This is a genomic window from Devosia neptuniae, from assembly GCF_025452235.1.
Taxonomy (GTDB): Bacteria; Pseudomonadota; Alphaproteobacteria; order Rhizobiales; family Devosiaceae; genus Devosia.
In genome coordinates this window covers 2,548,203-2,562,214 of record NZ_CP104965.1, presented here as the reverse complement: position 1 = coordinate 2,562,214, position 14,012 = coordinate 2,548,203, and the positions used below count along the sequence as shown (strand labels likewise).

Genomic DNA, 14,012 nt, shown 5'->3' with positions numbered 1-14,012 from the left:
TTCAATTGCGCGCTATGTATCCTCATCCAAGGAGACCCAAAATGATCAAATCAGCCATCTACACCGCCCACGCCACCTCCACTGGCGGGCGCACCGGCACCAGCGCCACCGATGACGGCCGCCTGTCGATCACCCTCGATACGCCCAAGGAAATGGGCGGCAATGGCGGCCCGGGCACCAATCCGGAACAGCTCTTTGCCGCCGGCTATTCGGCTTGCTTCCTTGGCGCCATCAAGGCCGTCGCCCGCGGCGAAAAGATCAAGGTTCCCGACGAAACCAGCATCAATGCTGCCGTCTCCTTCGGCGAAAACGCCAATGGCATCGGCTTCGGCATCGCCGTCGCGCTCGAAGTCACCATTCCCGGCATGGACCATGAAGCGGCCCTGGCCCTGGTCGAAAAAGCCCACCAGGTCTGCCCCTATTCCAATGCCACGCGCGGCAATATCGAGGTCAAGCTCAGCGTCGCCTGATAACAAACAGCCGCCCGGACTTGCGTCTGGGCGGCTGCAAATTTTTGCAACGATGTTAGTTTCAGGCGGCTTCCGCCACCACATCCAGCGGCTCCCAGCGCTGCGTCTTGCGGTCCAGCGCCAGCGAGATGAAGAACAGGATCAGCCCGCCAACGGCCATGATCGCCCCGACCACCCCGGTCGATCCCCAGCCATAACCCGCCGAAATCGCCAACCCGCCCAGCAGCGCCCCCAGCGCATTGGCCATGTTGAACGCCGCATGGTTGAGCGTCGCCGCCAGCGTCTGGCCTTCGGCCGCCACATCCATCAGCCGGGTCTGCAGCGCGGTCCCGATGGCCACGGTAAAGCCTACCAGCAGCACGCTGATCGAGGCCGTCAGCCAGAATTGCGCCGTGAACGGAATGATCGCCAGGCTGACAACATTGAAGGCCAGCATGCCGCCAATCGTCGCCATCAGCGCCTTGTCGGCCATATAGGCGCCCAGAATATTGCCCAGTGTCATGCCGACGCCGAACAGCGCCAACACCAGCGGCACCCAGACCATGGGAATACCCGTCACCTCGGTCAGCAGCGGCACCACATAGGTAAACACCGCAAACATCCCGCCGCAGCCAACGGCGCTGATCGCCAGCGTCAGCCAAACCTGCGGGCGCTTGAGCGCACTCAATTCACGCAGCGGGCTCGCCCCATCGGCCAACGCCACCATGGGCGCAAACCGCGCGATCATCACCAGCGCCAGCACGCCGACAATGCCCACGCCGGTAAAGGTCGGCCGCCAGCCCATATATTGGCCCAGCCAGGTCGCCATCGGCATGCCGATCAGCGTAGCAATGGTCAGCCCCAGCATCACCCGGCCCACGGCGCGGGCGCGATAGCCGACATCGACCATGGAGGCCGCCACCAGAGCGACAATGCCGAAATAGGCGCCGTGCGGCAGCCCGCTGACGAAGCGCAGCGCAATCAGCGACAGATAATCGGGCGCCGCGGCGCTGCCGAAATTGCCCAGCGCAAACAGCGCCATAAGCCCCAGCATCAGCGGCTTGCGCGGCACTTTGGCGAACAGGATGGCGATCAACGGCGCCCCCACTACCACGCCAAACGCATAGGCGCTGATCACGTGCCCCGCCTCGGGTTCGGAAATCCGCAGATCGCCCGCCAGATTTGGCAACAGCCCCATGATCGCAAATTCACCCGTGCCGATGCCAAAGGCGCCAATCGCCATGGCAAAGATCGCCAGCTTGGTGGACAGCGAGCCGAGCCCGACAGAGGGGCGGGAAGAATCGGTCACGGCAAATACTCCGGCAGACGCAAGGGCTCGGCGCATTGGGCCGTTGCCGTCAGCAATGTGGGATGCCCGCAGACGAGGCTGCGGTTCACCTCGACACTAAAATGTCAGCGCGCCACCCAGCAATGCCGCTTTGTGCAAGGCGGCGTTGCAGCAATCGAGTGTCCAACAAGGATAATCTTTAACGCTGCCGATTCACCGCGAGGAAAGGGCTGGCCGGATAGTCTCTATTCCGGATTTCCCGGAGCGAGCCCATGTCCGTCCCTGCCCTCGCCATCTCCAGCCTCTCCAAACGCTTTGATCGGCCGGTGGTCACCGATTTGGCACTCAATGTCCGGGCGGGCGAATTCTACGCCCTGCTCGGCCCCAATGGCGCGGGCAAAACCACCATTCTGCGCATGGTTGCCGGGCTGCTGCAGCCCGATGAGGGGCAAATCTCCATCTTCGGCATCGATGCCCGCCGCGACCCCATCGCCGCCAAGCGCATTGTCGCCTGGGTGTCGGACGAACCCATGGTCTATGACCGGCTCACCCCGCTCGAATATCTCGAATTCGTCGCAGGCCTCTGGCAGATCGACGCCACGACCGCAAGGCAACGCGCCCTCGATCTCATCGATTGGCTGGGCCTGGGCCCACACGCCGATGAACTCTGCGGCGGCTTTTCCAAGGGCACGTTGCAAAAAGTGGCGCTGGCCGGTGCGCTGGTGCATGAGCCAAAGCTGATCATTCTCGACGAACCGCTGACCGGCCTCGACGCCGGCTCGGCCCGGCAGGTCAAGGACGTGCTGCTCGGCAAGGTGCGCGACGGCGTCACGGTGATCATGACAACCCATATTCTGGAAGTCGCCGAGCGCATGGCCGAACGCATCGGCGTCATTGCCCAAGGCAAGCTGATTGCCGAGGGCACGCTGGCCGAATTGCGCACCCGCATCGGGCGCGAAACCAGCCTCGAAGAAATCTTCTTAGATCTGGTCGCTCAAGGCGAAGCCGCGGCCGCCGCCGCATGAGCGCCCAACCGGCGACCCTCGGCTGGTTTGCCCGCCACGAGTTGAACCTGGCCTGGCGGGAATGGGTGGCCATGATGACCGGCGGCCGCCGCGCCCGCGGTGTCGGCGTCGCCATCGTCATCGCCGTGGCCTTGCTGCTGTTTCACCTATTGGCCTTTGGCCTCGTCCGCCCCTGGCTGAACCACGGCATTGCACCCGACAAACCAACCCTGGTCATGCTGGTCGGCAGCGGCGCGCTGTTCTGGTCGGTCATGCTGTCCCAGGCCCTGGAGGCAGTGACCCGCGTCTACTACGCCCGCTCCGACCTCGACCTCATCCTCTCCTCCCCCGCCTCCTCGCGCCGCCTCTTTGCGGTCCGCACTGGCTCGGTCGCCCTCTCCACCACCCTGCTGGCGGCGCTGCTCGCGAGCCCTCTGATCAATATGCTGACCCTGCTCGATGGCCCCCGCTGGCTAGCCGGCTATGGCGTGCTGGCCGCTGCCGGAGCGCTCGCCACGGCCTTGGCGGTCGGCGCCGCCATCCTGCTGTTCCGCTTTGTCGGCCACAAGCGCGCCCGCCTCGTCGCCCAGATCATCGCGGCCATTGTCGGCGCCGGTTTTGTCATCGGCATTCAAGCCGCCGCCATCCTGCATTATGGCAGCCTCTCCCGTTTCACCCTGTTCCAATCAGCCGATGTCGTCGCCATGGCGCCGGCGCTCGACAGCGCATTCTGGATTCCGGCCCGCGCCGCCATGGGCGATCTGCCCGATCTCGCCATCGTCATGGCCGTCGGCTTCGGCGCGCTCGGCATCGTCCTCGCGCTCACCGCTTCGAGCTACGGTCGCCACGCCATTTCGGCCACCGGCCTCAGCCATATCCGCAGCCGCCGCAATCCGCGCGCGGTCAGTTTCCGCCCCGCTTCGCAGCGCCAGGTGTTGCGCCGCAAGGAATGGCGGTTGCTGCAACGCGATCCGTGGCTGCTGTCACAAACGCTGATGCAGATCCTTTACCTGCTGCCGCCCGCCCTGATGCTGTGGATCAACTATGGCGACATCGCCGGCGCCAATGTGGTGGTGGTGCCCGTGCTCGTCATGGCCGCCGGACAATTGGCCGGAGGTCTCGCCTGGCTCGCCATCTCGGGCGAGGACGCGCACGATCTGGTGGTAACAGCCCCGGTCAGCCCCCGCTCCGTCCTGGTCGCCAAGATCGAAGCGGTGCTCATCGTCATCGCTGTGATATTGATCCCGCTGATCGCCATGCTGGCGCTGTCGTCGCTCTATATCGCTGCCATCACCGCCCTCTGCGCGGGGTTGGCGTCGGGCTCGGCCACCGCCATCCAGCTCTGGTTCCGCGTCGTCGCGCGCCGCTCCATGTTCCGCCGCCGCCAGGTCGCCTCCCGCGCCGCCACCCTCTGCGAAGCCTTCGCCTCGATCATGTGGGCTGGCGCGGGCGCCCTTCTGGCCGTGCAATCCGTACTCGCCGCCGCCCCGATCCTGATCGCGGTAACGGTACTCGGCATTGCCCGGCTGCTTAGTCCGAAGCGGCGTTAAGAGGAACTAACCCAGGCGCGCCATGCTGGGGCGTGCCTCATGCCGCCGGATTGCCGACAACCCGATGCCCACCAATGCCAGCGCCGGCAGTGTCGCACCGACCCAACCCAGATCATTCACCGTGCCGAATTGCAGCACCAGCCCCGCAATCAGCGACCCACTGGCAATGCCCAGATAGAGCGCCGAAGCATTGAGCGAGAGCACTAGCGGCGCGCTATTGGGCGCCAGGCCCAGAAGATAGCTCGACTGTGCCGGCGGAAAGGCCCAGCCCGTCGCGCCCCAGGCCAAGATCAGCACGAAGAATGCCGGCCCAACCATGCCGCCCGGCAAATGCGCCACCAGCGAGATCGCCACCAGCATCACGGCGTTCAGCGCCGCCGCCGCAATCACCGTCGGCCGCGCACCGATCCGGTCCGCCAATTGCCCGCCCGCCGCATTGCCAAACGCCGCACCGATGCCAAAGGCCAGCAACACCGCCGGCACCAGTTCTGGCGCCAATCCCATCGACCGGGTGGTCACCACCGCAAGATAAATGATCACGGTAAAGGCACCCGCCAGGTTGAGCCAGGTGGTCAGCAATGCGCCCGGAACGCCGGGCAACGCCACCGCCGCAACGCGTTGACGCAGGCTCAACTGGGCGCCACGCAATCCCGCCGGCAGCATGACCCAGATCGAGGCCGCCGCGATAATGCCGAACAGCGCCACCATCCCATAGCTGCCGCGCCATCCAACGAAGCCCGCCACCAGCGCCCCCAGCGGCGCGCCGAACGCCACTGCCATGGTCGTGCCGCCAACGATGACCGAAATAGCCCGCGCCCGGTGATCGGCCGACGAGATCGCCACCCCGGTTGCCTGCGCCGTTGCCGTATAAAGCCCGGCGGCAAAAGCCATCACGATGCGGGCCGCCATCAGGTCGAAATAGCCCCGCGAGAATGCCGCGCCAATCGCCCCCAGCGAGAAGACCAGCGCAGTGATCGTCAGGGTCCGCCGCCGGTCGGCCGTGCCGGTCAAAGCCGCCAACACGGGCGAGCCGAAGGCATTGGCCAGCGCAAAGGCAATCACCAGATAGCCAGCCTGGGTCAGGCTGACGCCGGTGGAATCGGCGATTTGCGGCAACAGGCTCGGTACGGCAAAGCTCTCGACGCCGATCGCGAACGTGCCAACTGCCAGCCAGATGAGACGGATATCCATGAGCAGCGTCCTTGTCCAAAATTTATTGAACAATTGAACCTCACGGATCATTGTGTCAACTGCTAGTCCAAAGCTTATTGAACAAAACGCCGTCTGGAGCTACATGTCAGCCATGTCACCGCCGCATCCCGATGCCGATCAGATCACGCTGTCCGCCGTTCTCGCCGCCCTTGGCGATGAAACCCGGCTGGCCATCGTTGGCCACTTATCGCTCTGCGAGAATGTGGGCATGGTCTGCGGCCAGTTTCTCGATTTGACCTCCAAGACCAACCTCACCTATCACATTGCCAAGCTGCGCGAGGCCGGCGTGGTCAATGTCACGCCCGAGGGCACCCGCCGCCGGGTCACCCTGCGCCGGGGCGATCTCGACGATCGCTTTCCGGGTTTTTTGGACACCATCATTGCAGCAGCGATCAAATCGCCGCTGATGACATGTGACGCCGCCATCTGACTTGCCAGCGCCGCCGCAAACTGGTCATTTGCTCCCGCCTTTCTTCAAAGCGACGACCATGACCGACCTGACCTTTCGCGACGCCATTGCGGCCGATATTCCCACCATGCTCCAGCTCAGTCATGCCGGCGACGCGCGCGGCGCCGACACGCCCCCGCTCGATCCGGCCACGCTGGACGACCCGCGCTATCGCGCCGCCTTTGACGAGATCGTCGCCGATCCCAAGCATCGCCTGGTGGTCGCCGAAAAAGACGGCGAAGTCGTCGGCACCTTGCAGATCAGCTTTTTGCCCGGCCTGCCCAATTTCGGCATGAAGCGGGGCCTGCTGGAAAACGTGCATATCCGCAGCGACCTGCGCGGCGGCGGCTACGGCAGCACCATGGTAAAATGGGCTATCGAGCGCTGCCGCGAAGCCGGCTGCGGGCTGGTCCAGCTGACCTCCAACAAGGTCCGCGTGGACGCTCACCGCTTCTACGAAAAGCTTGGCTTCGCCAAAAGCCACGAAGGCTTCAAACTCAAGCTGTAGCCCTACCAGATCGCGTTATTGGTCGCCGGATCGCTGCCGATCTTTCCATTGGCGCGGTCCAGCGCCGCGATCTTGGCCATGTCATCCGCATCGAGTTCAAAATCGAACACCTCCGCATTGGCGCGGATGCGGTCGGGATGGACCGATTTGGGAATGACGATCAGCCCCTCCTGGATATGCCAGCGGATAATCGCCTGCGCCGGGCTCTTGCCATGCTTGCTGGCGATTTCGCCAATCGCGGCATTGTCCAGCGCCGCACCACTGCCCAGCGGGCTATAGCTTTCAATGGCGATATTGTGCCGCTTGTGCAGTTCGCGCACATCGCGCTGCTGGAATTCGGGGTGCAGCTCGATCTGGTTGACTGCCGGCGCCACCCCGCTATCGCCAATAATGCGCTCCAGATGCTCTGGCAGGAAATTGGACACCCCGATCGAGCGGATCCGGCCATCGCGCTGCAATTGCACAAAGGCCTTCCAGGTGTCGGAATATTTGTCCTGTGCCGGCACCGGCCAGTGGATCAGGAACAGATCGAGATAGTCGAGACCCAGCCGGTCCAGCGACCCCATGAACGACTTGAGCGTCGCATCATATCCCTGGTCGCGCGTGCGCAGCTTGGAGGTGATGAACAGCTCCTCCCGCGCCAGCCCGCTATCCCTGATAGCAGCCCCAACGCCCTGCTCATTGCTATAGCCCTGCGCCGTGTCGATGGAGCGGTATCCCGCCTGCAACGCGACGGCAATCGCCGCGCCCACTGCGTTATTGGGAATTTGCCAGACGCCAAACCCCAATTGGGGAATGGTTCGGCCGTCATTGAGCGCGATTGTCGGAATACCCGCCATCGTCAAAAATCCTTTGAGCTAGAAAATGATTGCCAGGCCCGTCAGCGCCAGCACGACAATAATGGCGATGCCGATCAGCATGATGAAGAAGATGATCTTGGCCAGCGCTGCGGCGCCCGTCGCTATGCCGGTGAACCCCAGCGCACCGGCAACCAGGGCGACAACGACGAGAAGAATGAGCAATTGCAGCATGATGAATTCCTTGTGGCAGTCTACGCTCGACAACGCGCCGCCACGGCAGGCCGTTCCCGCTAGGCCGCACCATAGCGTTCCTTGGCCCGCTCCCGTGCCTTGGCTGCGACCACTTCGCGGTCCTTGGGCGGCGCATCGGTATCGAGCGACTTGAGCAGCTTGCGCACCACCGCTTCGATCTCTTCGACCGCAGCGTGAAAGGCGGCCTCATTGGCCTTGGATGGGTGGGTATAGCCCGAAATCTTGCGCACGAATTGCAGCGAGGCATCATGCATTTCGTTACGTGTGGCGGGCGGCTCGAAATTGAACAGGGTTCGAATATTGCGGCACATGGCGTCTCTCCTCATGCCCCAAGGCTGACTCCATCTGGCTCTCGGTGCAAGCCTATCGCAGCGGCACCGTCAGCGTGCCACTCGCATTAAACAGGCGATTATCCGTGCCGATGCCACCATAGCCCAGCGTGGTTTTCCAACGCATCCCCTCGGGCAACGCGATTTCGACATTGCCTTCCAGCCGCCCTCTCAATCCTTCAAACCCATCGGCGCTGTCGCTGCTCAACACCGTTGCGCTGGTATCGAGCCGCAGGCCCGCATTGATGACTACATTGTTCTGCGTCGTCAGCCGATAGGACACACCCGGCCCGATGGCGAGCCTGCCGCGGCCCAGTTCTTGCCCGAACACCAGATTGCCGGCGCCATCCAGATATGGCGCGACCCGCTCGTCGAAATAGCTGAACCGGGCCTGTGGGCTGAACGTCCACCGCCCCGACGTCCATTGACCCAGCAAGGCGGCCGTCATCAGCCACGTGTCGGCGGCGAAGCGGCCGTCTATGCCCTGCGCCCGGGTAATCCCCACCGACGAGCCACCACTGCCCATCACGTCGAGATAGACATTGTCCAGCACCCGCATCGTGGCATAACCCCCCGCCATCCAGCCGCCCCGCACCAGTGCAGAAGCATCGCTCCAGTCCCGGATCATCGTGTCGGCCTCGACAAAGCTGCCGACCAACAAATCCTCGCCCAACACCCGGTCGATACCCAGCGCCGCCACGCCGTACCGGCCCGCCGCCCCCTGCTCCGTCGCCAGTGCAAAAGTGCCGCGCATCCACACGTCCCAGGCATTGCGCTGCTCATTGCCCAATAGCTTTTCAAAAGCGCCCAGCGACGCTGCCACCGGAATGGGTCGTCCGGCTACAATGCCCGGCAGGGCATTCATGAACCGCTGCGGGGAAGCCGCCACCGACACCGCGCCCTTGAGCCGGTCGATACGATCTTCGCTCGGCGGCAGGCTGGCCAGCAGCAAATCCCCTCGCGCCGGCACCAGGCTCTCGATCAGCGCGGCGGCCCGCTCAGGCGCGCTCGTGACGCTGAACGTGCAAACCAGCAACTCGCCCGGGTCCAGCACCAGTTCCGCCGAACCACTGGCCCGATCGCCCACACTGTTGTCGTCCGAGCAATCAATCGTCCGCACGCTCATGCCCATGCCGCTCAGATCATCAATGCCGATGCGGTAATCTCCCGCCGGCAGGGTGATCGGCAAGCTCTCGGCCATCCCGCCAAGACTGGCCAGATGCAGATTGAGCGGCGGCGTCAGCGAGGAAAACCCGAACATCGCATCGGCGCCGCTGACCCGGATAACCACCAGGCCCGGCTCGCTCGCGGGCTGGGCCAACGCCGGAACAGCAGCCACCAGAACCAGCCACAAAGCGTTTAGCCCGCGCCGGAAAAGCCGGGCGAGCGAGAATATCCCGCATTGTCTCGCCCGGCATGGTCCGGGCAATCCAGTCATGTGCAATTGCGGTCCTTGCCTGCTCGGCGCCTTGCGCGCGACCGGGCCGGCCACACAGCGCGTCACTGCCTCTGGAGAGCCCCAGGACTGACGCTGGCTCTCCGCTCACCCCTCGGGGCTGCAGTCATGGTCGCCCCATTCGGCGTCACGAGCCACCCCGCTGACCGCAAGGGAGTCATGACGTGAGAGGGCAACTGGCCGATTGGGGACAATCACACCCCGCCGCCATGTCCACGACAAAGGGGCAAACCACCCCTTCCCTTTCCGGCGCTTCTCCGCTAGACAGCCCACCTAACCACCCCGTCCAAGCCTTCCCCAAGCGCCGCAACGCCCTGTTGTCGTGCGCGAATGGTGCGGGTGGCCTGAGCGCCGGGTGATTCTTCCTCGCCCGCCCCGTCCGTAGACCGAGCCGAGCGAGCCCAAAGAAATGCCAAAACGTACCGACATTAAATCGATCCTCATCATCGGTGCGGGTCCGATCATCATCGGGCAGGCTTGCGAGTTCGATTACTCGGGCACCCAGGCGTGCAAGGCGCTCAAGGAAGAGGGCTACCGCATCATTCTGGTGAACTCGAACCCGGCGACGATCATGACTGATCCAGACCTGGCCGACGCCACCTATATGGAGCCGATCACCCCCGAAGTGGTCGCCAAGATCATCGAAAAGGAACGCCCCGACGCGCTCCTACCTACCATGGGCGGCCAGACGGCACTGAACTGCGCACTGTCGCTGCGCAAGATGGGCATTCTCGAAAAATACAATGTCGAAATGATCGGCGCCACCGCCGAAGCCATCGACAAGGCCGAAGACCGCGAGCTGTTCCGCGACGCCATGAAGAAGATCGGGCTGGAAACACCCCGCTCCATGCTGGCGCATAACACCATCGAAGCGCTGCAGGCCCTTGAGGTCATTGGCCTGCCTGCCATCATCCGCCCCAGCTTCACCCTGGGCGGCACCGGCGGCGGCATTGCCTATAACCGCGAAGAATATCTCGCCATCGTCGAAAGCGGTGTCGATGCCTCCCCCACCAATGAAGTGCTGGTGGAAGAAAGCGTGCTCGGCTGGAAAGAGTACGAAATGGAAGTTGTCCGCGACAAGAAGGACAATTGCATCATCATCTGCTCGATCGAGAATATCGATCCAATGGGCGTCCACACCGGCGATTCCATCACTGTCGCCCCCGCCCTGACGCTGACCGACAAAGAATACCAGATCATGCGCGACGCCTCCCTGGCGGTCCTGCGCGAGATCGGCGTCGAGACCGGCGGCTCAAACGTGCAGTTCGGCATCAACCCCGCTGATGGCCGCATGGTCGTCATCGAGATGAACCCGCGCGTGTCGCGCTCCTCCGCGCTTGCCTCCAAGGCCACCGGCTTCCCCATCGCCAAGGTCGCAGCGCGCCTAGCCGTCGGCTACACGCTGGACGAATTGGACAATGACATCACCGGCGGCATGACCCCGGCCTCGTTCGAGCCCACCATCGACTATGTCGTGGTGAAGATCCCGCGCTTTGCCTTCGAGAAATTCCCCGGCGCCGACAATCGCCTGACCACCTCGATGAAGTCGGTCGGCGAAGCCATGGCCATTGGCCGCACCTTCCAGGAAAGCCTGCAAAAGGCCCTGCGCTCGCTCGAAACCGGCCTCACCGGTCTCAACGAGATCGGCATTCCGGGCCTGGGCGAAGGCGAAGACAAGAACGCCATCAAGGCGGCCCTTGGCACGCCCACGCCCAATCGCCTGCTGCATGTGGCCGAGGCCATGCGCCTGGGCATGAGCCTTGAAGACATTCACGAAGCCTGCAAGATCGACCCCTGGTTCCTCGAGCAGATGAAGGGCATCGTCGATACCGAGGCCAAGGTCCGCGAATTCGGCCTGCCCCAAGACGCGGTCAATCTACGCGCTCTCAAGGGCATGGGCTTCTCCGACGCCCGCCTGGCCCAGCTCGCCGCCCTCAAGCCGTCCGACGTGCGCAAGCTGCGCCACTCGCTCGACGTGCGCCCGGCCTATAAGCGTATCGACACCTCCGCTGCCGAATTCGCTTCGCCGACGGCCTATATGTACTCGACCTATGAGACGACCTTTGCCGGCACCGTGGCCGACGAGGCCCGCCCAACCGACCGCAAGAAGGTCGTCATCCTGGGCGGCGGTCCCAACCGTATCGGGCAGGGCATCGAGTTCGATTATTGCTGCTGCCATGCCGCCTTCGCGCTGAGCGATGCGGGCTATGAAACCATCATGGTCAACTGCAATCCCGAGACCGTCTCGACCGATTATGACACCTCCGACCGGCTCTATTTCGAGCCGCTGACCGAGGAAGACGTGATCGAAATCCTGCTGCGCGAAAAGCAGAATGGCACGCTGCATGGCGTGATCGTACAGTTCGGCGGCCAGACCCCACTGAACCTGGCCGAGGCCGTGCTCAAGGCCGGCGTGCCGATCCTGGGCACCCAGCCGGACGCCATCGATCTGGCCGAAGACCGCGACCTTTTCTCCAAGCTGCTCAACAAGCTGGAGTTGACTCAACCCAAGAACGGCATCGCCTATTCCCTTGAACAGGCTCGTCTTGTTGCCGAACGCCTGGGCTATCCGCTGGTCATCCGCCCCTCCTATGTGCTGGGCGGTCGGGCCATGGCCATTGTCCATTCGGCCAATGACTTCGAGCGCTATGTGCAGGACACGCTGACGGGCCTGGTCCCGCCCGATATTCTGCAGCGCTACCCCAATGACAAGACCGGCCAGATCAATTCGGTCCTCTCCGACAATCCGCTGCTGTTCGATGCCTATCTCAGCGGCGCCATCGAAATCGACGTCGATGCCCTCTGCGACGGCAAGGACGTGTTCGTTGCCGGCATCATGGAGCATATCGAAGAGGCCGGCATTCACTCCGGCGACTCTGCCTGCTCGCTGCCCCCGCGCAGCCTCTCGCCCGAAACCATCGCCGAACTCAAGCGGCAGACGACCGAACTGGCCTTCGCCCTCAAGGTCGGCGGGTTGATGAACGTGCAATATGCGTTCAAGGACGGCGTGATCTACCTGATCGAAGTCAATCCGCGCGCGTCCCGCACGGTGCCCTTCGTCGCCAAGGTGATCGGCCAGCCCATCGCCAAGATCGCCAGCCGCATCATGGCCGGTGAGAGCCTGGCCAGCTTTGGCCTCGTCGAAAAGACCTTCAAGCACGTCGCCGTCAAGGAAGCCGTGTTCCCGTTCAACCGCTTCCCCGGCGTCGATACGGTCCTCGGGCCGGAAATGAAGTCGACCGGCGAAGTGATTGGCCTCGATACCAATTTCGCCATGGCCTTCGCCAAGTCGCAAATGGGTGCCGGCTCCAAGGTCCCCACCAGCGGCACCGCCTTCATCTCGGTGCGTGAGGCCGACAAGCCCTATATCGTCGATATGGCCCGCCATCTCGCCGAGGCCGGTTTCACCATCCTCGCCACCAGTGGCACCCAGCGGTATCTGGTGGAAAACGGCATCGCCGCCACCAAGATCAACAAGGTGCTCGAAGGGCGTCCGCACATCGTGGACTCCATGAAGAATGGCGGCGTGCAGCTGGTGATCAACACCACCGATGGCATGAAATCGATCTCCGACAGCCGCGACATCCGCCGCACCGCCCTGCTCGCCAAAATCCCCTACTACACCACCATCGACGGCGCCCTCGCCGCGGTGGAAGGCATCGTGGCCCTCAAGCAGGGCAGCATGCAGGTCCGCTCGCTGCAAAGCTACTTCGCGGTCTAGATGAGCCAGAACCTCTCACCGGACATTACGGCGAGAGTTGAAAAGCTATTGGGCTGGACGCCGGAGCGCTGGCGTCCAGTTTTCGGAGGCTACACGCCGGCCGCGCGCTATGCCGTCGCGGCCGGTGAGCACACCGGCTTCGTCAAGATCGCGACGACCGAGATTTCGGCGCGGCAGGTCAACAGCGAAATCATCGCCTATGCCGGCATTTCTGGCCCGTTCGTCCCCCGCCTTCTCGGGGCGGAGCCGCATCCGACAACCCCAATCCTCATTATCGAAGACCTCAGCAGTGCGACGTGGCCTCCGCCATGGACCGACGAGCTGCTTGGCCGGGTTCTCGACACCATCGCCGAAATGCATCGAACGCCATCCATGCTCGCTCATGGTGGTCTGTTGCATGGCCGTGAAGCAGGTTGGCCGAGCGTCGCGGCCAAACCCGACCCTTTCCTCTCGCTCGGGCTCGTTTCGTCGCAATGGTTGGAACGCGCCTTGCCCACGCTGCTGGCCGCCGAAGCGGCTTGTCCGCTAGCCGGCGATGCGCTGACCCATCTCGACCTCAGAAGCGACAATCTTTGCGTCACTGCTGAGGGTGTCAAAATCATCGATTGGGCCGAGGCCTGTCGGTCCGATCCTGGCGTTGATCTCGGCTTCTTCCTGCCAAGTCTGGCATATGAAGGCGGGCCGCTTCCCGAAACCATTCTGCCGGAGCGCGCCGACGTTGCCGCGACTGTCGCCGGCTTCTTTGCCGCCCGCGCCGGGCTGCCCGATATTCCGCTCTCGCCCTTCGTCCGGCGCGTGCAGCGCGAACAATTGTCCACGGCCCTGCCATGGGCAATCCGCGCACTGGGCCTGCCGCAGAGTTGACAGCGGATCGCTCCTGCTTATGATCGATCTCACCATGATGTCCGAAGCAACTAAGTTCGCAGTGCATTTGAACGCCTAACGGCGCTCATTGGAGCACGTCCGACGAGCGGTTCCCGCTCGATCCGGCTGTC

Annotated in this window: 13 protein-coding genes; 7 read left to right on the top strand and 6 right to left on the bottom strand. The window is 63.6% G+C overall.

Annotated elements, in window-relative coordinates:
- Positions 1 to 41: 41 nt before the first annotated feature.
- Complete coding sequence (locus N8A98_RS15390) at positions 42 to 470, top strand: organic hydroperoxide resistance protein (protein ID WP_262166567.1); 429 nt, start codon at positions 42 to 44, stop codon at positions 468 to 470.
- 61 nt (positions 471 to 531) lie between these two features.
- Here the strand turns inward: N8A98_RS15390 and N8A98_RS15385 are convergent, their stop codons facing one another.
- Entirely contained in the window at positions 532 to 1,794 is a 1,263-nt protein-coding gene (locus N8A98_RS15385; protein WP_390888774.1) for an MFS transporter, read from the bottom strand.
- A 215-nt stretch (positions 1,795 to 2,009) separates the two neighbouring features.
- Between N8A98_RS15385 and N8A98_RS15380 the strand changes: the two genes are divergently transcribed.
- Positions 2,010 to 2,762, top strand: coding sequence for an ABC transporter ATP-binding protein (locus N8A98_RS15380; RefSeq protein WP_262166564.1), 753 nt, complete (start codon positions 2,010 to 2,012; stop codon positions 2,760 to 2,762).
- Entirely contained in the window at positions 2,759 to 4,291 is a 1,533-nt protein-coding gene (locus tag N8A98_RS15375; RefSeq protein WP_262166562.1) for a permease, read from the top strand. The genes N8A98_RS15380 and N8A98_RS15375 overlap by 4 nt, the downstream gene beginning before the upstream one ends.
- A 6-nt stretch (positions 4,292 to 4,297) precedes the next feature.
- Here the strand turns inward: N8A98_RS15375 and N8A98_RS15370 are convergent, their stop codons facing one another.
- Entirely contained in the window at positions 4,298 to 5,482 is a 1,185-nt protein-coding gene (locus N8A98_RS15370) for an MFS transporter (RefSeq protein WP_262166561.1), read from the bottom strand.
- A gap of 112 nt (positions 5,483 to 5,594) precedes the next feature.
- On the opposite strand from N8A98_RS15370, the gene N8A98_RS15365 reads away from it, so the two are divergent.
- Both N8A98_RS15365 and N8A98_RS15360 read left to right on the top strand, forming a co-directional pair.
- A complete protein-coding gene (locus N8A98_RS15365; protein ID WP_262172013.1) occupies positions 5,595 to 5,933 on the top strand; it encodes an ArsR/SmtB family transcription factor in 339 nt (112 codons plus the stop codon).
- 58 nt (positions 5,934 to 5,991) lie between these two features.
- Positions 5,992 to 6,459 (top strand): GNAT family N-acetyltransferase, encoded by a 468-nt coding sequence (locus N8A98_RS15360; RefSeq protein ID WP_262166559.1) that lies wholly within the window; start codon positions 5,992 to 5,994, stop codon positions 6,457 to 6,459.
- Between the two features lie 2 nt (positions 6,460 to 6,461).
- On the opposite strand, the gene N8A98_RS15355 is transcribed toward N8A98_RS15360, so the two are convergent.
- From N8A98_RS15355 to N8A98_RS15340, 4 genes are read right to left on the bottom strand one after another with little or no spacing between them, the layout of a single operon-like run.
- Complete coding sequence (locus tag N8A98_RS15355; RefSeq protein ID WP_262166557.1) at positions 6,462 to 7,298, bottom strand: aldo/keto reductase; 837 nt, start codon at positions 7,296 to 7,298, stop codon at positions 6,462 to 6,464.
- An 18-nt stretch (positions 7,299 to 7,316) separates the two neighbouring features.
- Complete coding sequence (locus N8A98_RS15350) at positions 7,317 to 7,490, bottom strand: DUF1328 family protein (RefSeq protein WP_113122329.1); 174 nt, start codon at positions 7,488 to 7,490, stop codon at positions 7,317 to 7,319.
- Positions 7,491 to 7,549: 59 nt separating this feature from the next.
- Positions 7,550 to 7,822 (bottom strand): DUF2277 domain-containing protein, encoded by a 273-nt coding sequence (locus tag N8A98_RS15345; RefSeq protein WP_262166555.1) that lies wholly within the window; start codon positions 7,820 to 7,822, stop codon positions 7,550 to 7,552.
- A gap of 52 nt (positions 7,823 to 7,874) precedes the next feature.
- Positions 7,875 to 9,179: an autotransporter outer membrane beta-barrel domain-containing protein gene (locus N8A98_RS15340; RefSeq protein ID WP_262166554.1), complete on the bottom strand. Its 1,305-nt coding sequence runs from the start codon at positions 9,177 to 9,179 to the stop codon at positions 7,875 to 7,877.
- A 526-nt stretch (positions 9,180 to 9,705) separates the two neighbouring features.
- Between N8A98_RS15340 and carB the strand changes: the two genes are divergently transcribed.
- On the top strand, positions 9,706 to 13,017 hold the full coding sequence (gene carB, locus N8A98_RS15335) for a carbamoyl-phosphate synthase large subunit (protein ID WP_262166552.1): 3,312 nt from the start codon (positions 9,706 to 9,708) through the stop codon (positions 13,015 to 13,017).
- Positions 13,018 to 13,881 carry an aminoglycoside phosphotransferase family protein gene (locus tag N8A98_RS15330; RefSeq protein WP_262166551.1) on the top strand — a complete coding sequence of 288 codons (864 nt, stop codon included), beginning with the start codon at positions 13,018 to 13,020 and terminating at the stop codon, positions 13,879 to 13,881. It abuts the gene before it with no gap.
- Positions 13,882 to 14,012 lie beyond the last annotated feature (131 nt).

What these genes read in the sequence shown, in the direction of transcription:
- N8A98_RS15355 (WP_262166557.1), bottom strand. Translation starts at nt 7,298, where the DNA reads ATGGCGGGTATTCCGACAATCGCGCTCAATGACGGCCGAACCATTCCC.
- N8A98_RS15360 (WP_262166559.1), top strand. Translation starts at nt 5,992, where the DNA reads ATGACCGACCTGACCTTTCGCGACGCCATTGCGGCCGATATTCCCACC.
- N8A98_RS15365 (WP_262172013.1), top strand. Translation starts at nt 5,595, where the DNA reads ATGTCACCGCCGCATCCCGATGCCGATCAGATCACGCTGTCCGCCGTT.
- N8A98_RS15350 (WP_113122329.1), bottom strand. Translation starts at nt 7,490, where the DNA reads ATGCTGCAATTGCTCATTCTTCTCGTCGTTGTCGCCCTGGTTGCCGGT.
- N8A98_RS15390 (WP_262166567.1), top strand. Translation starts at nt 42, where the DNA reads ATGATCAAATCAGCCATCTACACCGCCCACGCCACCTCCACTGGCGGG.
- N8A98_RS15370 (WP_262166561.1), bottom strand. Translation starts at nt 5,482, where the DNA reads ATGGATATCCGTCTCATCTGGCTGGCAGTTGGCACGTTCGCGATCGGC.
- N8A98_RS15330 (WP_262166551.1), top strand. Translation starts at nt 13,018, where the DNA reads ATGAGCCAGAACCTCTCACCGGACATTACGGCGAGAGTTGAAAAGCTA.
- N8A98_RS15380 (WP_262166564.1), top strand. Translation starts at nt 2,010, where the DNA reads ATGTCCGTCCCTGCCCTCGCCATCTCCAGCCTCTCCAAACGCTTTGAT.
- carB (WP_262166552.1), top strand. Translation starts at nt 9,706, where the DNA reads ATGCCAAAACGTACCGACATTAAATCGATCCTCATCATCGGTGCGGGT.
- N8A98_RS15345 (WP_262166555.1), bottom strand. Translation starts at nt 7,822, where the DNA reads ATGTGCCGCAATATTCGAACCCTGTTCAATTTCGAGCCGCCCGCCACA.
- N8A98_RS15385 (WP_390888774.1), bottom strand. Translation starts at nt 1,794, where the DNA reads ATGCGCCGAGCCCTTGCGTCTGCCGGAGTATTTGCCGTGACCGATTCT.
- N8A98_RS15375 (WP_262166562.1), top strand. Translation starts at nt 2,759, where the DNA reads ATGAGCGCCCAACCGGCGACCCTCGGCTGGTTTGCCCGCCACGAGTTG.